Source organism: Streptomyces sp. NPDC056486, from assembly GCF_042795295.1.
Classification (GTDB): Bacteria; Actinomycetota; Actinomycetes; order Streptomycetales; family Streptomycetaceae; genus Streptomyces.
The window spans coordinates 1-20,019 of sequence record NZ_JBHTSF010000051.1; the positions used below are offsets into that span (position 1 = coordinate 1).

Sequence of the window (20,019 nt, forward strand, 5' to 3'; positions counted from 1 at the left end):
TGGTGAAGCTCAGGCAGTGTGTCGGCTCGTCACTGCATGACGGCAATGGCGAGCGCGCGCTTGGCGCGCAGCGACGCGCGCTCGGCGCGGCGCTGCATCCGGCGAGCCGCCATCAGACGGGCGGCCGGGCGCTGGGCCTCGGCTTCCAGCATGCGTTCGTGCATATGCGCACGAGCCAAGGCTTCTGGGATGAGTTGCATCTCGCGGGTCCTGTTCTGACGCGAGTCGTTCGCGCCGGTGGTGGAGAAGTCGTGGGTGGCGGAGCCTGCGGGCTCGGCGGTGGCTGCCTTCATCGGGGCCTGCTTCTTGGGGTCGTGCGTCAGGGGGCGATCGATCGTTCCGGCGGCGTTCATGCGGCAACAACCGGGTTCTTGCGCGGACGGCCACGGGGCCGCTTGCGGGCAACGACGACACCCTGGACGAAGAGCTCGCCGCCCCAGACGCCCCACGGCTCGCGCCGCTCCTTGGCGCCGGCCAGGCAGGCCTCCATCAGCGGGCAGGTACGGCAGAGGGACTTGGCGTACTCGACGTCCGCCGGCGACTCGGCGAAGAAGACCTCCGGGTCGTAGGCACGACAGGGGACGGGTACGCCGAGGTTCTCGATGGCGTCGTCGAGCGCGGTGAGCGCGGTGAGGGGAGTCAAGGTCGGGTCCTCCGTGGGAGCGGGCGGGGGGAGAGTCTCTGAAGGCGGTACGGACGGGGCGTGCGCTTCGAGTTGCACGGTGGTGTTTTCCTCGTCTGGTCGTGCCGGCCTGGGTCGGCCGGTTGGCGGCTGGTACCGGGTCTTGCTCGGCCCCTTCGCTCCGTCATCCCGTTTTGGGGAAAACAGAAGGGCCGCGGATCCCGGGTGGGGTTCCGCGGCCCTGAAGGCGCCGGTCTGATCGAGGATCAGACTGGATCACTCCAGGGTTCGAGCCCACGGAAGGCCCACATCGTGTGGTGCTGCTGCGTCTGCTGCTGTGTCGTCTGCTTCTTGGATCCGGCACCGGCTGCGGCAAAGGCATAAGCCTTGGCCTGTCCTGTCGCTACTGCTGCCGGTGCCTTGGTCGCTCGCTCGCTGCCCTCATTGACCTCACGCATCGGGAGCACGTTGAGAGCGGTGCGACGCGGGAGGGACAGAGGCAGGACAGAGGACTCCGGACGAATCGCGGCGGCAGCGATGCCACCGGACAGACCGGTGCCCAGGTTCGAGAAGCCGAGCAGGCAGGAAGCGACGACCGAGCGATCGGTCATTTTCACGGTGCTGATGAAGCTCTCGTTGATGCTGATCACTGGAATCGCCTCCTCTCGGCGTCTATGGGATCGGCGGACCGATCCTGCGGGCTATTAAGTACAGCACGGGGCGAGGGCTTCGGAGAAGCCGCCGTTCCCGTGCTTAAGAACCTATGGGTCTTCCTTGCGCATGCGCAAACTATTTTTTCGACGAGTTTGAATCAGTTGCCCTCGGCGCCCCTTACAGGCTCTCCACCTGCGCAAATGGCGAGGACATCAGATCCATAGCGGTTGAGCTTGCGCACGCCGACGCCGGGGATCCGGGCCAACTCGCCCTCCTCGTCGGGCGCGGCCTCCGCGATGGCGATCAAGGTTTTGTCCGTGAACACGCAGTACGCGGGCTGTCCCAGCTGCTGCGCCTGGCCCGATCGCCACTCCCGCAGCCGTTCGTAGAGCCCCTCGTCCATGTCGGACGGGCAGTCCTCGCACCGCATGAGCTTCATCTCGCCCGCGTCGGTCAGGGACCGCCCGCAGACGCGGCACCGGGCCGGGGACCTGCCCGTCCGTCGGCGGCTCCTGGCGCCGCCGCTCTCCTCGCCCCCGCTGCCGTGGCCGCGCTCGACACCACCGGGACCGCCGGCCGCGGCGCGCGCTCCGGTGCCCGCTCCCGAGCCGGGGCGCAGTCCGTCCAGGAAGCGGCTGGGGCGGCGTCCAGCGCGCCCGCCCGGTGAGCGGGACAGCGCCCAGGACAGGGAGAGGTGGAGGCGGGCCCGGGTGACCCCCACGTACAGGAGGCGGCGCTCCTCCTCGACCTGCTCGTCCGTCTTGGCGTACGTGATCGGCATCATTCCCTCGGCGAGGCCGACCAGGAAGACGGCGTCCCACTCCAGGCCCTTGGCGGCGTGCAGCGAGGCGAGCGTGACGCCCTGGACGGTCGGCGCGTGCTGGGCGCTCGCGCGCTCGTCGAGCTCCCCCACGAGGTCGGAGAGCGTCGCGTCGGACTTGGCCCGGGCGAAGTCCTCGGCGAGGCGCACCAGGGCCGCCAGGGACTCCCAGCGGTCGCGGGCCGCGCCGGAGCCCGCCGGGGGCTGTGTCGTCCAGCCCTTCGTGGAAAGGACGGCACGCACCTGCGAGGGCAGGTCGACGACGTCGTCGAGCAGGGAGTCGTTGCCCCCGAAGCGTGCCGCGCCGCGCAGGGCCGCACCCGCCTCCCGGACCTCGGTGCGCTCGAAGAACCGCTCGGCGCCGCGCAGCTGATACGGCACATTGGCGTCGGCGAGCGCCTGTTCGTAGATCTCGGACTGGGAGTTCGTGCGGAAGAGGACCGCGATCTCGCTCGCCGGGACGCCGTCGGCGATGAGGGCCCGGATGCGGCGGGCGGCGCCTTCGGCCTCGGCGGGCTCGTCCGCGTACTCCGTGTAGATCGGCTCGGCCCCGGCGTCGCGCTGGGAGATCAGTTCGAGGCGGTGGTCCGCGGCGCGGCCTCGGGCCTGGGAGAGCAGGCCGTTGGCGAGGTGGACGACCTGGGGCGTCGAGCGGTAGTCCCTGACGAGCTTGACGACCGTCGCTCCGGGGTGGCGGGTGCGGAAGTTCAGCAGGTGGTCGGGGGTCGCGCCGGTGAAGGAGTAGATCGTCTGGCTGGCGTCGCCGACGACGCAGAGGCTGTCGCGGTCGCCGAGCCACAGCTCCAGGAGACGCTGTTGGAGCGGGCTGACGTCCTGATATTCGTCGACCACGAAGTGTTGGTACTGGGCGCGGACCTGGTCGGCGATGTCGTGCCGGTCCTGGAGGATGCCGACGGCCAGGAGCAGGACGTCCTCGAAGTCGATGACGGAGCGGTCGCGCTTGAGGTCCTCGTACGCGCCGTAGATCTGGGCGATCTCCGCCGCGTCCCGGGGGATGAGGCGGCCCGATTTCGCCGCGGCTGCCGCGTAGTCAGCCGGGACGGTCTGGGTGACCTTGGACCATTCGATCTCGCTGGTCACGTCGCGCAGTTCATTGCGGTCTAGGCGGATGCGGGAGGCGGCCGCCGCGTCCGCCACGAGTTTGATCTTGCGGTCGACGATCCGGGGCAGCTGGCCACCGACTGCTTTCGGCCAGAAGAACTGGAGCTGGCGCAGGGCGGCGGAGTGGAACGTGCGGGCCTGGACCCCGGAGGCGCCCAGCTGGCGCAGGCGCCCGCGCATCTCGCCCGCCGCGCGGTTGGTGAACGTGACCGCGAGCACGCTGGCGGGCTGGAGGATCCCGGCGCGCACGCCATAGGCGATCCGGTGGGTGATCGCCCGTGTCTTGCCCGTACCGGCGCCCGCCAGGACACACACCGGTCCGTGCAGGGCGGTTGCCACCTCGCGCTGCTCGGGGTCGAGCCCGGCGAGCACCGCGTCGGCAGAGTCCGGGACCTGCGGGAAGAGGGTGGAGTGCGTTGCTGCTGTCACCCCGCCATGCTGCCAGGTCGCCGGAGACGCGTGAGCCCGTTGTCCACAGGGAGGCCCGTGCAGTCGTACTAATGCGGGAATGGTGGCCGGGTCACGTACGTTCAGGTCATTGCGATGACGCACCCCGAGCGACAAAGGAGCGCGAGACACATGCCGGGCACTGTGACGATGTACAGCACCACGTGGTGCGGCTACTGCCGCCGGCTCAAGGGCCAGATGGACCGCGAGGGCATCACGTACAACGAGATCAACATTGAGCACGACCCGGATTCCGCGGCCTTTGTGGAGAAGGCGAACGGCGGGAACCAGACGGTCCCGACGCTGCTGGTCATCTCCGACGCGGGCACCGAGTCCGTGATGACGAACCCGAGCCTCGCCCAGGTGAAGCAGGCCATCGCCGCCTGAGTCTCCCGCTCCGCCGGAAAGACCCCCGCTCCTCACGGTGCGGGGGTCTTCTGCGTACGCGCGTCTGACGGCGTCCGGGGCAGGGACTCAGCCGACGGTGCCCGGCCTCGGCAGCGGCTTTCCGTACCAGAGCTCGATCAGTCGGGCTGCGATCGAGATCCCGAAGGGCGGCAGGACCTCTCCGGACTCGAATGCCGCCCGCAGGTCATCCCGGGAGAACCAGCGGGCCTCCTCGATCTCCTCGCCGTCGACGTTGATCTCCGAAGAGGTCGCCGACGCCATGAAGCCCAGCATGAGGCTGGAGGGGAACGGCCAGGGCTGGCTGGCGACGTACTCGACGGCGCCGACCGTCACGCCCGCCTCCTCCCAGACCTCGCGGCGCACGGACTGCTCGATGGACTCACCGGGCTCGACGAAGCCCGCGAGGGTCGAGAAGCGGCCCTCGGGCCAGTGCACCTGGCGGCCGAGCAGGATGCGGTCCTCGTCGTCCGTGACCGCCATGATCACGGCCGGGTCCGTACGCGGGTAGTGCTCGGCGCCGCACGCCTGGCAGCGGCGGATGTGTCCTGCCGCCGCGATGACGGTGCGTTCGCCGCAGCGCGAGCAGAACCGGTGCAGGCGCTGCCAGTTCTCCAGGGCGACGGCATGCACCATCAGGCCCGCGTCACGGGGCGACAGGAGGAGGCCCGCCTCGCGCAGGCCCGCGGGGCGCGCCTGCTGGTCCATGCGGCCCGGCAGGGAGTCCTTCTGCAGCGCGAAGTAGCTGACGCCGTCGTCGTCCGTGCCCAGGAAGTAGCGGTGGGCCTCGGTGAGGGGCGCTTCGAAGGACGGGGTCATCACCAGTTCGGTGCTGCCGTCCGGTGTCTCGTCGATGAGTACCTGGCCGCCGGAGACCACGAAGACCCGTGTCGTGGGGTGGCTCCAGGCGGCGGCGAGCCAGGCCTCGTCGAGGCGGTGGTGGGCTGCGCGATCGATGCCGCTCGGTGCGGTGAGCGAGACGGGACGGTCAGCGGCGCGTTCGGTCCAGGTGGTCACAGGTGCTTCCAACTCCCCCGAAGGAATGGGTGGTGCGGCAAGGTCAACAAGGCGGGGCTCAGTGTGCGTCGCGCCAGTTCTCGGCGAGATCGCCCCACAGGTGGGCCGTCGTCTCGACTCCCTTGAGGAGCAGATCGAGTTCGACCTTCTCGTTCGGCGCGTGCCAGCCGTCGGACGGCACGGAGATGCCCAGGAAGAGCACGGGGGCGGTCAGTACGTCCTGGAGATCGGCCGCCGGTCCCGAACCGCCCTCTCGGGTGAAGCGGATCGGCTGTTCGAAGGCCTGGCCCATCGCCCGTACGACTGACTGCAGGGCGGGGTGGTCGAGCGGCGTCAGGCACGGGCGGGTGGCGGAGCCGAAGGTGATCGTGTGGCTGATTCCGTTCGGCAGTTGGTCGGCGACCCAGGTGCGCACGGCCTCTTCGACGCGGTCCGGGTCCTGGCCGGCGACGAGGCGGAAGGAGAGCTTCAGGAAGGCGGACGACGGGACGATCGTCTTGCCGCCCGGTCCTTGGTAGCCGCCGCCGATGCCGTTGACCTCGGCGGTGGGACGGGCCCAGATGCGCTCCAGGGTGGAGTGGCCCGCTTCTCCGTGGGTCGCGTGCGACTTGGCCGTACGCAGCCAGCTCTCCTCGTCGAAGGGCAGCTCGGCGAAGAGTTCGCGCTCGCGGTCGGTGAGTTCGGTGATGCCTTCGTAGAAGCCGGGGACGGCCACGCGCGCGTGCTCGTCGTGCAGCGCGGCGACCAGGCGGGCAGCCTCGGTCGCCGGGTTCGGTACCGCGCCGCCGAAGGAGCCCGAGTGGATGTCCTGGTCGGGTCCGCGCAGCTCGATCTCGCAGTCGGCGAGACCGCGCATGCCGGTACAGACCGTGGGGGTGTCCTCCGCCCACATGCCGGTGTCCGAGACGATCACGGCGTCGGCCGCGATGCGCTCCTTGTGCTCCTCGATCAGCGCGCGGAAGTGCGGGGAGCCCGACTCCTCCTCGCCCTCGATCAGGAGCTTCAGGTTCACCGCGGGGGCGGTGCGGCCGGTGGCGGCGAGGTGGGCACGGACGCCGAGTGTGTGGAAGAACACCTGGCCCTTGTCGTCGGCTGCCCCGCGCGCGTAGAGACGGTTTCCCTGGATGACCGGCTCGAAGGGGTCGGTGTGCCAGCCGTCCTCACGGGCCGCGGGCTGCACGTCGTGGTGGCCGTAGACGAGGATCGTGGGGGCCTGCGGGTCGCCCGACGGCCACTCGGCGAAGACGGCGGGAGCGCCCGCCGTTCCCCAGACCTCGACGGACGGGAAGCCGGTCTCCTTGAGCTGGGCCGCGAGCCAGTCCGCGCTGCGCCGCACGTCCTGTGCGTGATCGGGCTGTGCCGACACGGACGGGATGCGCAGCCACTCGGCGAGATCGTCGAGGAAGGCTGCACGGTGGGTCTGGATGAACGTACGGACGGCGCTGCCGCCACTGACGTCGCTGTCAACGGACTGGCTCATGGTCACGAGCCTAGCCGCCCCCGGGAGCCGACTCGTCCGCCGGTTCATCACCCGGACGCCCGCCCGGTTCCTCCAGGAGAATCCGCTCAAGATCAGCCCGGCCCGGCAGGTGCGCGGGGCGGGAGATCTCACCGCTGCGCACGTACAGGAACGACGCCTGCACGGACTCCGGGGGCACGTCGTGCAGCTCGGCCCAGGCCAGGCGGTAGACGGCGAGCTGGAGGGGGTCTGCGGTGCGGGTGCGGCTGGTCTTCCAGTCGACGATCTCGTACGTCACGTCGTCGCCGTCGACCTCCTTGTAGACCGCGTCGATCCGGCCCCGGACCACGCGGCCCGCGAGCGTCAGCTGGAAGGGGACCTCGACGCGGTGGGGGGTGCGGTGGGCGTACTCGGTGCGCTCGAAGGCTTCCTTGAGCGCGTCCAGATCGCGTTCATCGGCGATCTCGGCCTCGCCGGGGGCGCCGCCCGGCAGGTCTTCGGGGCCGAGCAGCGGGAGGCGCAGCTCTTCGAAGCGGGTCTCGATCCAGGCGTGGAAACGGGTGCCCCGGCGGGCCGCGGGCTGCGGCGGGCGTGGCATGGGGCGTGCGAGATCCTGCGCGAAGCCCTCCGGGTCGGCGGCAAGGCGCAGCACTTCGGACGCGGTGAGCGATGCCGGTACGGGAATGTCCCTGATCGCCTCTCGGGCGCGCAGGAGTTCGCCGGTGAGGGCGTCCAGGTCGCGGTCCCAGGAGGCGAGCGTGCGGGACTCCTCCGGGGTGAGGCGGGGCTCCTCAGGGGCGGCGTCGGCAGGGGCGTCGGCGGGGTGCGGGCGGGCGGTCGCGGAGGGCGGGGCGGCGACCTGGTGCGGGATCGCCGGGCGGGCCGGTGTCCAGGAGTCCCACTCCCCGGGGTCAGCGTCGGGCGACTCGGCCTCTTCGTAGGGAGGCTCTTCGTAGGACGGCTCTCCGGCTCCGTAGGGCACCTCTCCGTAGGGAGGCTCTTCGTCCTCCGGAGGGGGCGGCCAGTCCGGGTCGTCGGACGGGGGCACGTCGTCGTACGCCGACGGGTGGGGCTCTTCGTGCGAGCGGGCGTCGCCGCCCGGAGCCCCCTCCCTCGTCTCCCCTGTGTCCCCCGTGTCCCCCGTCAGGCTGTCCAGATGCGTGAGGACCGTCTGCGCGGCGGCCCGGCGGCGGGCCAGGGACACGTCGTCCAGCGGGAGCGGCCACGCGTGCTCGGCCGCGGCGTCCGCCAGGGCGGGGTTCTCCTCGCCCTCCTCCGGCTCGTCCGCCCAGGCCTCGATCTCCCCGTGGCCGACCGCACAGTGGTCGTACAGCGCCTTGAGGAAGTCCGAGGGGCCGCGCGGCTTCTTCTGCGAAGGGCCCCACCAGTGGCCGGAGCCCAGGAGGAGCGAACGGGGGCGGGTGAACGTCACGTAGCCGAGGCGGAGCTCCTCGGTGCGCTGGTGGTCCTTCATGTCCTCGTGGAACGCCTTCATGGACCGGGAGTCCCACGCCTCGATGTCGGGCAGGGTCGCCGCGTCCCCGCGCAGCGCGTGCGGGACGACCTTGCCCTGCGCCGTCCACTTCTCGCGGCCCTGGGTGCTGGGGAACGTCCCGGTGACCAGGCCGGGGACGGCCACGACGTCCCACTCCAGGCCCTTGGACTTGTGCGCGGTGAGCACCTTGACGGTGTTCTCGCCGCCGGGCAGGGCGTTGTCCAGACCCTTCTCGTACTGCGCCGCGGTCCGCAGGAAGGCGAGGAACGCAAGCAGGCTCGCCCCGCTGTCGTTCGCGGCGAAGGACGCGGCGACGTCAAGGAAGTTCGACAGCGTCTCGCGGCGGCGGGCCGCGAGGGCGTGCGGTGACGCGGAGAGCTCGACCTCGAGCCCCGTGACGGCCAGCACTCGGTGCAGCACGTCCATCAGCGGGTCGGCAAGGGAGCGGCGCAGGTCGCGCAGCTCGACGGCGAGGCGGGCGAACCGCACCCTCGCCTCCGGCGAGAAGGGCAGCCCGTCGTCCTGTGTGCCCTCGTCCAGAGGCGTCTCCAGGAACGTGTCGAGCGCGTCCGCGAGCGATATCACCTCGGCCGGGTCGACCCCCTCGACCGCTTCGGCGAGCCGCCGGTCCGGGTCGTCGGAGGCCGCGTGCCCGTGCCGTACGAGAAGGCGTGCGCGGCGGCCCAGGAGGGCGAGATCGCGCGGGCCGATGCGCCAGCGCGGGCCGGTCAACAGGCGCACCAGGGAGGCGTTCGCGCCCGGGTCCTGGAGCACCTCGCAGACGGCGACGAGATCGGCGACCTCCGGGAGGTGCAGAAGCCCGGAGAGGCCGACGACCTCCACGGGGACGTCGCGGGCGACAAGCGCCCCCTGGATCTGCGCGAAGTCCGTCGCCGTGCGGCACAGGACCGCGATCTCGCCGGGGGCCTTTCCGGTGCGCACGAGGTGCGCGATGGAGTCGGCGATCCAGTCGATCTCCTCGGTGTGCGTACGCAGCAGGGCGCAGCGCACCATGCCGTCGCGCTCGGCGCCGGGTGCTGGGCGCAGGGCCTCCACGCCCGCGTGCATCGCGCGCAGCGGCTCCGCGAGGCCGTTCGCGAGATCCAGGAGCCGGCCGCCTGAGCGGCGGTTCTCGCTGAGCGAGTGGCGGGCCGCGGGGCGCCCGTCGGTGTGTGCGAAGTGCTCGGGGAAGTCGTCCAGGTTCGCCACGGAGGCGCCGCGCCAGCCGTAGATCGCCTGGCAGGGGTCGCCGACCGCCGTCACGGGGTGGCCCGTGCCGCCTCCGAAGAGGCCTGCCAGGAGGATGCGCTGGGCCACCGACGTGTCCTGATACTCGTCGAGCAGGACGACGCGGAACTCCTCGCGCAGAATCTCGCCGACCTCCGCGCGGGCGTCGGCCAGCGTCGCGGAGAGGGCGATCTGGTCGCCGAAGTCGAGGAGGTCGCGGGCGCGCTTCGCCTCCCTGTAGCGGCCGACGAGCTCGCCGAGTTCGAGCCGGGCCGCCGCCGTCTCCGGCACCTTGCGCAGGTCCGCGTTGGAGAGCTTGGCGCCCTCCAGGGTGTGCAGCAGTTCGGTGTCGTACGCGCGGAGCCTGTCGGGCCGTACGAGGTGCTCCGCGAGCTCGCTGTCGAGCGCGAGGAGGTCGCTGACGAGGTCGGGGAAGGAGCGGGTCAGCGCGGGATACGGCCCTGGCGCCTCGCGCAGCACGCGCGCGGCGAGCTGGAAGCGGGTGGCGTCGGCGAGCAGCCGGGCGGTGGGTTCGAGCCCTATGCGCAGGCCGTGGTCGGTCAGGAGGCGGCCCGCGAAGGCGTGGTACGTGGAGATGACCGGTTCGCCCGGGGGGTTGTCCGGGTCGAGTGCCTCGGGGTCGGTGACCCCGGCCTTGATGAGCGCCTGCCGGACGCGCTCGGCGAGTTCGCCCGCCGCCTTGTTCGTGAACGTCAGGCCGAGGACCTGCTCGGGTGCGACCTGGCCGGTGCCGACCAGCCAGACCACGCGGGCCGCCATCACCGTCGTCTTGCCCGACCCGGCTCCGGCCACGATCACCTGCGGGGCGGGCGGCGCGGTGATGCAGGCCGTCTGCTCCGGGGTGAACGGGATACCGAGGAGCTCTTTGAGCTGCTCGGGGTCGGTGATACGAGGTGGCACGTCAGAGAGGCTAGCGGCGACCACTGACAACCGGGGCGTGCCCGGCCGTCAGGGGCCACTGCCGGGACCTGACAGCCAAGGGCCCATCAGGTCTCGGACCGGACGGTCAGGAGCCCATCAGCTTCTTCAGGTCGTCCTGCTCGACGACCTCATCGGCCGCCGGAGCCTTGACGACGACGGGCTTGCCGTAGTCGCTGAAGTTCAGCTTGACGGGGTCGTTGCCGCCCTTCTTGTCGATCTCCAGGAAGTACGGCTTTCCGTCCAGAGCCACGTGGTACGTGACGGTCTGCCCGCCGTCCTTCTTGGTGAGGACAGCCGTCTTCTTGCCGTCGATCTCGGCGTCGTCCCCGCGCTCGAGACCCTTGAGCCCCTTGGACTCGAACATCTGGTCCCTGTCGCAGGTCTTGGCCGTCTGGCCCTGCGGCGACTTCATCCAGCGGCCCTTGAGCTTGGCGCCCAGGGCGGAGCTGCCCGTGCTCTTCCAGAACTTGTCGTCGCCCTTGAAGTACGACGACTTGCCGGACACGAGGATCTCGCCCATGCCGGTGGACGGGGAGCCCGTCTTCCCCTGGCAGTCGTCGGACTTGGCGACGGCGAAGTCGACCTGCATCGGCTTGCCCTGCTGCTCGCCCTTGCCGGTGACCTTGAAGGAACCCGCTCCCTTGGAGGCGTTGATGGCCTTCTTGGCGATCTGGTCGGCACTCTTCCCCTTGAAGGGGTCGTTGTCGCCGTCGCTGCTGCAGCCCGTGACGCCGACGACTGCGGCGGCGCAGACGACTGCCGCGGCCAGGAGCTTCCGGTTGGCTGCCATGTGTGTTTCTCCTCGAAAGACGTTGAGCTTTGCCGCGACCTTAGATGGCCTGTGCGGCTGCTATGTGCGTGGGCGCGGAGAGGTGACGTTGGCCACTGGCGTCCTTTGCTGCCCTTTGGTGTCCTTTGGTGACCTTATGGGTGTCACTCCACCACCTGTCGGCCCTCCGGCCGTGCGCTGCACGAGGCGCGGAAGGCGCAGTGCGTGCAGTGCTGGCCTGTGGTGGGTGAGAAGCGCTCGTCCAGGACCTTGCCGGCCGCGGTGGCGAGGAGGTCGCCCACCCACTCCCCGGAGAGCGGCTCCTGGGCCTGCACCTTGGGCAGGGTCTCACCGCCGTCCTTCTTGGCGGCGCCCTGGCGCAGCTGCACCAGTTCGGCGCCGCCCGCCTCCGGACGTACGCCTTCGAAGGCGTCGTCGACCGCGCCTTCGCGCAGGGCGAGCTGGTAGACGGCGAGCTGTGGGTGGCGGGCCACTTCGGCGGCGGTGGGGGTCTGTTTGCCCGTCTTGAAGTCGACCACATAGGCGCGGCCCTGTGCGTCCTGCTCGACGCGGTCCATGGAGCCGCGCACGCGTACTTCGTAGGGTCCCGCTTCGAGGGTCACGTCGAAGTCGTGCTCGCTGCTGACGGGGGTGCGGGTCGCGCGGTCCGTCACATGCCACTGGAGGAAGCGTTCGAGCGCCACGCGCGCGTGCTCCTTCTCCTGCGACGACTTCCAGGGGGCGTCGAAGGCCAGCGCATCCCAGACCGAGTCGAGGCGCTCCATGAGCACGGCGAGGTCGGCGGGGGTCCTGCCGGACGCGACCTCGTCGGCCAGGACGTGCACCACGTTGCCGAAGCCCTGGGCGGCGGTCGCGGGGGCGTCCGCCTTCACCTCGCGGCCCAGGAACCACTGCAGGGAGCAGGTGTTGGCCAGCTGGTCCAGGGCGCTTCCGGAGAGGACGACGGGCTTGTCGCGATCTCTCAGAGGGACCTCGCTCGCCGTCGGCTCGTACATGCCCCACCAGCGGTACGGGTGCGCGGACGGCACCAGGGGGCGCCCATCGGCATCGCTCAGCGCGGCGAGCCGGGCCAGACGGTGGGCGGCTGCCTCGCGCAGGGGCTCCGAGACCCGGGGGTCGACGGTGGTGGAGCGCAGCTCGGCGACGAGCGCGGAGACGGACAGGGGGCGGCGCGGGCGCCCGGTGACGTCCTTGGGCTCCACGCCGAGTTCGGTGAGGAAGCGGGACGGCTGGTCGCCGTCGTCCGCGGGCGCCTTGACTGCGGTCACGACGAGGCGTTCTCGCGCGCGCGTGGCGGCCACGTAGAACAACCGGCGCTCTTCGGAGAGGAGCGCTCCGGGGGTGAGGGGCTCGGCGAGGCCGTCGCTTCCGATGCGGTCGGCCTCCAGGAGGGAGCCGCGCCGGCGCAGGTCCGGCCAGAGGCCTTCCTGGACCCCCGCGACCACCACGAGCCGCCACTCGAGGCCCTTGGAACGGTGCGCCGTCATCAGGCGTACGGCGTCGGGGCGTACCGCCCTGCGCGTGAGGGTGTCCGCGGCGATGTCCTGCGCCTCGGTCTCCTCGATGAAGTTGAGGGCGCCGCGCCCTCCGGTGCGTTCCTCTGCGCGGGAGGCGTACGCGAACAGGGCGCAGACCGCGTCGAGATCGCGGTCCGCGTTGCGCCCTGCGGCGCCGCCGCGGCGTGCGGTCCGCTCGAGGCGCCGCGGCCACGGTGTGCCGTCCCACAGCTCCCAGAGCGCCTCCTCCGCGGTGCCGCCGACCGCGAGACGTTCACGGGCCTTACGGAGCAGCGCGCCGAGCCGCTGGGCGCCACGGGCGTACGCGGGGTCGTGCGCGACGAGCCGCTCCGGTTCGGCGAGCGCGCGGGCAAGGAGCTCGTCCGAGGGGGCCGGAAGATGGTTCCCCGCGGCACGCTCCTCCGCACGAAGCGCCCGGCCGAGCCGACGGAGGTCTGCGGCGTCCATCCCGGCGAGAGGCGATGTGAGAAGCGTCAGAGCGGTCTCGGTGTCGAGCCAGGTGGGGACGGCGGTGGCTTCGGGGTCGGACGCGGGCTCGCCCCCGGAAACGGGGCCGGGCTCAGGGTCGGCATCGGAAACGGGGCCGGGCTCAGGGTCGGCATCGGCTCCGGGCTCAGCGTCAGAATCAGCCCCAACTCCTGCTACGGCCCCAGCCCCAGCCCCAGCCCCAAGCCCGGCGTCAGCCCCACCCCCGCCCCCAAAAGGCGAACCCTGCGACACCACCGCCGCCGCCACCGCCCGCAGCGCCGTCAGCAGAGGCGTGACCGCCGGTTCGTGGCGCAGGGCGATGTCGTCGCCGTCTATGTCCAGGGGGACGCCGGCCGCGGTGAGGCTGCGGCGGACCGCGGGGATCGTGTGGGCTCCCGCGCGGACCAGTACCGCCATCTCGTTCCAGGGGACGCCGTCCTCCAGGTGCGCGCGGCGCAGGATGTCCGCGATGTTGTCGAGCTCGGCGCCGGACGTCGGATAGGTGTACGCCTCGACGCGGCCGCCGTCCCGGACCGCGGTGAGCTCCCGGTGGGCCCGCACCTTCTCCGCGGGCAGCCTGGTCAGCGGCATCCGCCGGGTGAGCAGGCGCGTGGCCGCGAGGAGAGTGGATCCGGACCTGCGGGAGGTCGTCAGGACCTCGACCGGCGCCGAAGTGCCGTCCGCGCGCGGGAATTCGGAAGGGAACTCCAGGATGCCGTTCACGTCGGCGCCCCGGAAGGTGTAGATCGACTGATCGGGGTCGCCGAACGCGACGAGGGAGCGCCCGCCCCCGGCCAGCGCGTCAAGCAGCCGCACCTGTGCCGGATCCGTGTCCTGGTACTCGTCCACGAACACCGCGTCGTACTGCGCGCCGAGCGCCCGCGCGACCTCGGGGCGCCGCGCGAGCAGCACCGCGCGGTGCACGAGTTCCGCGTAGTCGAGCACTCCTTGCATGTCGAGCACGTCCAGGTACTCCGCGAGGAACGCCGCCGCCGCACCCCAGTCCGGGCGCCCCGCGCGGCGGGCGAAGGCGTTCAGGGCGTCGGGGCCGAGGCCGAGTTCACGGCTCCGGGCGAGCACCGCGCGCACTTCGTCGGCGAAGCCCCGCGTCGTCAGGCAGGCCCGCAGCTCGTCCGGCCAGCGGACGTGGGAGCGCCCCTCGCCCGCCAGGTCGATCTGGCCCGCCAGAAGCTCCCGTACGGCCACGTCCTGCTCGGGGCCCGAGAGGAGCCGGAGCGGCTCGACGAACAGATCCGCGTCCTGGTGGGCGCGGATGAGGGCGTAACAGAAGGAGTGGAAGGTCGTCGCCTGCGGGGCGTTGGCCGCGCCCATGCGCAGCGCCATGCGGTCGCGCAGTTCCACCGCGGCCTTGCGGCTGAAGGTCAGGACAAGGACCCGCTCCGGCTCCGTGCCCTTCGCGATCCGGGCGGCGACGGACTCCACGAGCGTCGTCGTCTTGCCCGTGCCCGGCCCCGCCAGGACGAGGAGCGGCCCTCCGGGGTGGTCAACCACCGCACGCTGTCGTGCGTCAAGACGAGGGGGAGCCACGTGGACCGGCGGAGTACGCACCAGCCGATAGGCACCCTGGGACCCCTGTCGTACCTGAAGGTGCGACGGGTGCCGGGTGTGCCGGGCGGAAGAAGTGGAGCTCACGTGGGTCGCCGGTCCTGGTGGGTGTACGGGTCGAAAGTCGGCTGCTCGATGGCTGCGGGGTGAGAGAAATGCGTGCTGTCGACGCTACGCCAGCGGGCGTGCGGGACGCGTGGCTTCCCCCGTACGGGCCACCGGCCCCCCGCGACGCCCCGGGATGGCCGAAGCTGTCAGGTGTGAGCCCCCGGAGCCCGCGGGTGAGCGGCACCGCCGCTTCCCGCCGCGTCGCCACTCGCGTCGCCGCCACCCGCCGCGCCGCCGCCCTCCCGCGCGGCGGCGCCGTCCCAGCGCGCCCGCCGCATGTCGAGACGCGGCACGTGGCCCTCGGACGCGCGGCCCGCCGCACGCAGCGGCGTGCCCTCGTCGCGGTAGTGGCCGAGCGCCCGCAGCTCGTGGCCCGGCAGCAGCCGACCGTCCGCGCGCACCACGCGCCACCATGGAACCGCGTCCCCATAGAGGGCCATCACCCGGCCGACCTGTCGGGGGCCGCCCTCCTCGAGCCACTCGGCGACGTCCCCGTACGTCATCACCCGCCCCGGAGGGATCAGCTCCGCGACCTCGAAGACCCGCTCCGCGTATTCCGGGTACCTCGAGAGCTCCTGCTCCGGTCCGTTCTCCTCGCTCATCCGGACCATCCTGCCGTACCCCACCGACACCGTGACGAGCCCGCGACAGAGTGTGCGGCAGGAGACAAACTGAAGCGCGGTGAATACTTTGCGCCCCCGCATTGCACCCTGATGCCCCCCTCTGTCGGTGGGGCATGCCACCATCGTGCGGGCGGTGACTGGTGATACGAGATCAAGAAGAGGCGACGGAGCAGCAGGATGTGCACCCCGATGAGACGGCGGGCACCCCTGCGGCCGAGACGCACCCGGACACCGGTGGGCACTCCCTGACGAAGAACGAGAAGTCCGAGCAGGACACGTACGAGGCCGAGGAAGGCACACACACCGACTTCGTTCCCGACGAGCACCTCGACGAGCGCCTCGACGACCACGCCGACGACTGCGCCGAGAGCGAGGGAGCGCACACCGACCGCGTGGCCGGTGACGAACCGCTGCTCGCCGCGCGCGTGCACCGTCCGTCGGACCTGATGCGGCTGCTCGTCGGCGTCCTCGGGATCATCGTGGTCCTCGCCATCGCCGCGTTCGCGCACGGCACGACGTCGGGGCTCGCCCAGGACATCGACAAGGGCACGGACCAGGCGCCCGACCTCCTGATCAAGTTCGCGGGCCTCACCGCGAGCATCGGCGTCCTGCTCGTCCCCGTCGCGTTCGCCATCGAGCGCCTGGTCAAACGGGACGGTCTGCGCATCGCCGACGGCGTCCTCGCGGCCGTCCTCGCGCACGGCGTGACGCTCGCCACCGACCTCTGGGTCGCCAAGGCCGCCCCGGGCTCCATCCAGGAGGCGCTGACCCGGCCGTCCCCCGGCGATCTGCACGCGCTCACCGATCCCGTGCACGGCTATCTGGCCCCCGTCATCGCCTATATGACAGCCGTCGGGATGTCCCGCAGACCGCGCTGGCGCGTGGTGCTGTGGGTGGTGCTGCTGCTCGACGCCTTCACCATGCTGGTCACCGGCTACACGACGCCGTTCTCGATCCTCCTGACGGTCCTGCTCGGCTGGAGCGTGGCCTACGGAACGCTCTACGCGGTCGGCTCACCGAACGTCCGGCCCACGGGACAGACGCTGCTCGCAGGCCTTCGGCACGTCGGCTTCCACCCCGTCAGCGCGGCCCGCGAGGAGTCCCCGGACAGCGAGCACGGCGACCGGGGCCGCCGCTACTTCGTCACCCTGGAGGACGGCCCGCCCCTGGACGTCACGGTCATCGACCGCGAGCAGCAGGCGCAGGGCTTCTTCTACCGCGTATGGCGCAGACTCACGCTGCGCGGCATCACCCAGCGCCGCAGCCTGCAGTCGCTGCGCCAGGCCCTGGAGCAGGAGGCCCTCCTCGCCTACGCGGCGATCGCGGCCGGTGCCAACGCGCCCAAGCTGATCGCCACCTCCGAGCTCGGCCCCGACGCGGTGATGCTCGTCTACGAGCACACGGGCGGCCGCACCCTGGACTCCCTGCCTGATGACGTCATCACCGATGAACTGCTGTGCGACACCTGGCGGCAGGTGCAGGCGCTCCAGTCGCGGCGGATCGCGCACCGCAGGCTCGCCGGTGACGCGATTTTGGTGGATCGTTCCGGCACGGTGATCCTGACCGATCTGCGGGGCGGTGAGATCGCCGCCGGTGACCTGGTCCTGCGGATGGACGTCGCCCAGCTCCTGACCGCCTTCGGTCTTCGCGTGGGCGCCGAGCGCGCGGTCGCGACCGCCCTCGACGTGCTCGGCCCCGACACGGTCGCCGACTGTCTGCCACTGCTCCAGCCCATCGCCCTGACCCGCTCCACCCGCGCGACCCTGCGCAAGCTGGCCAGGGAGCGGTCCCAGCGCGAGCGCGAAGCGGTGCTAGAGGCGTCCCGCCAGGACAAGCTGGCCCGAGCGGCAGAGGCGGACGCCGACGCGGCGGCTCAAGCCGCGGAGACCGCAGACGGCACCAAGGGTCCCGACCGCAAGACCGTGCGCGCGGAGAAGCAGGCCGAGAAGCAGGCGATAGACGTGGCGCTCGACCAGGCCCGCGAGGAGGATCTGCTCACCCAGATCCGCCACCAGGTGCTGCTCATCCGCCCGCAGGCGCCCGTCGAGCCCGCGCAGCTGGAGCGGATCAGGCCGCGCACGCTGATCAGCTTCATCGCGGGTGCCATCGGCGCGTACTTCCTGCTCTCCCAGCTCACCCACGTCGACTTCAACACGATCGTCGGCGAGGCCGAGTGGGGCTGGGTCCTCGTGGCCGTGGCCTGCTCGGCGCTGAGCTACTTCGCGGCGGCGATGAGCCTGCTCGGCTTCGTGCCGGAGCGTGTGCCGTTCCTGCGGGCGGTCCAGGCACAGGTCGCCGGGTCGTTCGTGAAGATCGTGGCACCGGCCGCGGTGGGCGGCGTCGCGCTCAACACGCGCTTCCTGCAGCGCTCCGGGGTCCGTTCCGGCCTCGCGGTGGCGAGCGTCGGCGCCTCGCAGCTGTTCGGGCTCGGCTCGCACATCATGCTGCTGATGATCTTCGGTTATGTGACCGGTACGGAGAAGACACCGTCCCTGTCGCCGTCCCGCACCGTCATCGCCGGTCTTCTCTCGGTCGCGGTGCTCGTGCTCGTGGTGACCGCGATCCCGTTCCTGCGGAAGTTCGTCGTCACGCGCGTGCGGTCGCTGTTCGCGGGCGTCGTGCCGCGCATGCTCGACGTGCTGCAGCGCCCGCAGAAGCTGCTCACCGGCATCGGCGGCATGCTGCTCCTGACGCTCATGTTCGTGCTCTGTCTCGACGCTTCGGTACGCGCCTTCAGTACTACGGAGATGAAGCCGCTGACCCTGGCCAGCGTCGCCGTGGTCTTCCTCGCCGGCAACGCGCTCGGCTCGGCGGCGCCCACGCCCGGCGGTGTCGGGGCGGTCGAGGCGACGCTCACCTTCGGTCTGATCGCGGTGGGCGTGCCCAAGGACGTGGCGGCGCCCGCGGTACTGCTGTTCCGACTGCTCACGCTGTGGCTGCCGGTGCTCCCGGGATGGCTGTTCTTCAACCACCTGACAAGGAAGGGCCTTCTCTGAGGGATCTGGGGGATCTGGGGGATCACCGGGATCTGAGGGACGTGCCTTCTTCTACAGAAGGACGCCTGTTCACGGAAGGCCGAGCCGGCTTCACGGAAGGCCGAGCCAGCCATGCGCCCCGTCTGCGCCCCCCGCAGGATGGGAAGCATGCCCAACCTCAAGGCGCGTGCCGCCGCCACCGTCGTCCTGCTGTCCGCAACTCTCGCGGCCTGCGGCGGTGACGACACCAAGGACTCCGAGGCCTCCAAGGACACGGACCTGTCGGCCCAGGAGCTCAGCTGGAAGGACTGCCCCGCGCCCGACTCGTCCGAAGGGGGCGGTGAGGCCCCGTCCCCGCTGCCCGGCGGCGCGAAGTGGCAGTGCGCCAGCATGAAGGCCCCCCTCGACTGGGACAAGCCCAAGGGAGACACCGTCGACATCGCCCTGATCCGCGCCGCGGCGAGCGGCGAGAAGGACCGGCGGATCGGATCGCTCGTCTTCAACTTCGGCGGGCCCGGCGGCTCGGGCGTCACCACGCTGCCCGCCTTCGGCGAGGACTACGCCAAGCTGCGCACCCGCTACGACCTGGTGAGCTTCGACCCCCGCGGAGTCGGCCGCAGCGCGGGCGTGAAGTGCGAGAACGACAAGAAGCTCGACGCGTACTTCCAGGAGGACTCCACCCCCGACGACGACGCCGAGCAGAAGAAGCTCGTCGACAACGTGAAGAGCTTCAACGGAGCCTGCGAGAAGAACTCCGGCGAGGTGCTCCCCCACGTCACCACCACCGACGCGGCCCGCGACATGGACCTGATGCGCCAGGTGCTCGGCGACGACAAGCTGCACTACTTCGGCATCTCCTACGGCACGGAACTCGGCGGCGTCTACGCGCACTTGTTCCCCAAGAAGGTGGGCCGTGCCGTCTTCGACGCGGTCGTCGACCCCACCGAGACGGCCGAACAGGGCTCGCTCGGTCAGGCCGAGGGCTTCCAGCTCGCGCTCGACAACTACGCCAAGGACTGCACGTCGAAGGTCGAGGACTGCCCTGTCGGAGACACCGAGCAGAACGTCAAGGACAAGATCGCGGGTCTGCTCAAGAACCTGGACGCAAAGCCGCTGCCGACCCAGTCGGCGCGCGAGTTGACGCAGACCGCCGCCACGAACGGCATCGCCCAGGCCCTGTACTCCAAGGACTTCTGGCCGTATCTCACCGAGGGCCTCGACCAGGCGTACGACGGCGACGGCAAGATCCTGATGGCGCTCTCCGACTCCATGAACGGCCGCAACGAGGACGGTACGTACAGCAATATCCAGGCCGCCAACATCTCCATCAACTGTGCGGACGACAAGGCGCGCTACACGCCGGAGTACGTCGAGAAGAAGCTCCCCGAGTTCCGTGAGGCGTCGCCGCTGTTCGGCGACTATCTGGCGTGGGGCATGGTCGGCTGCACCGACTGGGCGGTGGACGGCGCCGCCGACCACCCGGACGTCAGCGCGCCGGACGCGCCGCCCGTCGTCGTCATCGGCAACACGGGCGACCCGGCCACGCCGTACGAGGGCGCGAAGAAGATGGCGGACGCGCTGGGCAAGGGAGTCGGCGTCGAGCTGACGTACAAGGGCCAGGGGCACGGGGCGTACGACAGCAAGAACAAGTGCGTGCGGAACGCGGTGAACGGCTATCTGCTCGACGGCACGGTGCCGAAGGAAGGCACGGTCTGTTCATGACGGGCAGGAGGCCGTTCGGCCCGCCCGAATCATCGTAAGG

At 71.1% G+C, this 20,019-nt stretch carries 13 protein-coding genes; 3 read left to right on the top strand and 10 right to left on the bottom strand.

Annotation, left to right across the window (positions count from 1 at the left end; translation table 11 throughout):
• Positions 1-29: 29 nt before the first annotated feature.
• From ACFQ7F_RS21280 to ACFQ7F_RS21295, 4 genes are all read right to left on the bottom strand, one after another.
• Positions 30-353 (bottom strand): hypothetical protein, encoded by a 324-nt coding sequence (locus ACFQ7F_RS21280; RefSeq protein WP_383272615.1) that lies wholly within the window; start codon positions 351-353, stop codon positions 30-32.
• A complete protein-coding gene (locus ACFQ7F_RS21285; protein ID WP_344522157.1) occupies positions 350-721 on the bottom strand; it encodes a WhiB family transcriptional regulator in 372 nt (123 codons plus the stop codon). The genes ACFQ7F_RS21280 and ACFQ7F_RS21285 overlap by 4 nt, the downstream gene beginning before the upstream one ends.
• 167 nt (positions 722-888) lie before the next feature.
• The gene (locus ACFQ7F_RS21290) at positions 889-1,272 is read right to left on the bottom strand and encodes a hypothetical protein (protein ID WP_383272617.1); all 384 of its coding nucleotides are present in this window, start codon (positions 1,270-1,272) and stop codon (positions 889-891) included.
• 161 nt (positions 1,273-1,433) lie between these two features.
• The gene (locus tag ACFQ7F_RS21295; protein ID WP_383272696.1) at positions 1,434-3,752 is read right to left on the bottom strand and encodes an ATP-dependent DNA helicase UvrD2; all 2,319 of its coding nucleotides are present in this window, start codon (positions 3,750-3,752) and stop codon (positions 1,434-1,436) included.
• A gap of 45 nt (positions 3,753-3,797) precedes the next feature.
• On the opposite strand from ACFQ7F_RS21295, the gene ACFQ7F_RS21300 reads away from it, so the two are divergent.
• Complete coding sequence (locus ACFQ7F_RS21300; protein ID WP_361181665.1) at positions 3,798-4,052, top strand: glutaredoxin domain-containing protein; 255 nt, start codon at positions 3,798-3,800, stop codon at positions 4,050-4,052.
• 87 nt (positions 4,053-4,139) lie between these two features.
• Here the strand turns inward: ACFQ7F_RS21300 and nudC are convergent, their stop codons facing one another.
• The 6 genes from nudC to ACFQ7F_RS21330 form a co-directional block, all read right to left on the bottom strand.
• Positions 4,140-5,087 carry an NAD(+) diphosphatase gene (gene nudC, locus ACFQ7F_RS21305; protein ID WP_383272619.1) on the bottom strand — a complete coding sequence of 316 codons (948 nt, stop codon included), beginning with the start codon at positions 5,085-5,087 and terminating at the stop codon, positions 4,140-4,142.
• 58 nt (positions 5,088-5,145) lie between these two features.
• Positions 5,146-6,567, bottom strand: a complete 1,422-nt coding sequence (locus ACFQ7F_RS21310) for a dipeptidase (protein WP_383272621.1) — start codon at positions 6,565-6,567, stop codon at positions 5,146-5,148.
• Between the two features lie 10 nt (positions 6,568-6,577).
• A complete protein-coding gene (locus ACFQ7F_RS21315) occupies positions 6,578-10,189 on the bottom strand; it encodes an ATP-dependent helicase (protein ID WP_383272623.1) in 3,612 nt (1,203 codons plus the stop codon).
• A 106-nt stretch (positions 10,190-10,295) separates the two neighbouring features.
• On the bottom strand, positions 10,296-11,000 hold the full coding sequence (locus tag ACFQ7F_RS21320) for a hypothetical protein (protein ID WP_383272625.1): 705 nt from the start codon (positions 10,998-11,000) through the stop codon (positions 10,296-10,298).
• 143 nt (positions 11,001-11,143) lie between these two features.
• Entirely contained in the window at positions 11,144-14,638 is a 3,495-nt protein-coding gene (locus tag ACFQ7F_RS21325; protein ID WP_383272627.1) for an ATP-dependent helicase, read from the bottom strand.
• Between the two features lie 167 nt (positions 14,639-14,805).
• The gene (locus tag ACFQ7F_RS21330) at positions 14,806-15,270 is read right to left on the bottom strand and encodes an MGMT family protein (protein WP_383272629.1); all 465 of its coding nucleotides are present in this window, start codon (positions 15,268-15,270) and stop codon (positions 14,806-14,808) included.
• A 152-nt stretch (positions 15,271-15,422) separates the two neighbouring features.
• On the opposite strand from ACFQ7F_RS21330, the gene ACFQ7F_RS21335 reads away from it, so the two are divergent.
• Together ACFQ7F_RS21335 and ACFQ7F_RS21340 are read left to right on the top strand one after the other, a co-directional pair.
• Entirely contained in the window at positions 15,423-18,278 is a 2,856-nt protein-coding gene (locus tag ACFQ7F_RS21335) for a lysylphosphatidylglycerol synthase domain-containing protein (protein WP_383272631.1), read from the top strand.
• 147 nt (positions 18,279-18,425) lie between these two features.
• Positions 18,426-19,979 (top strand): alpha/beta hydrolase, encoded by a 1,554-nt coding sequence (locus ACFQ7F_RS21340; protein WP_383272633.1) that lies wholly within the window; start codon positions 18,426-18,428, stop codon positions 19,977-19,979.
• Positions 19,980-20,019: the final 40 nt, after the last annotated feature.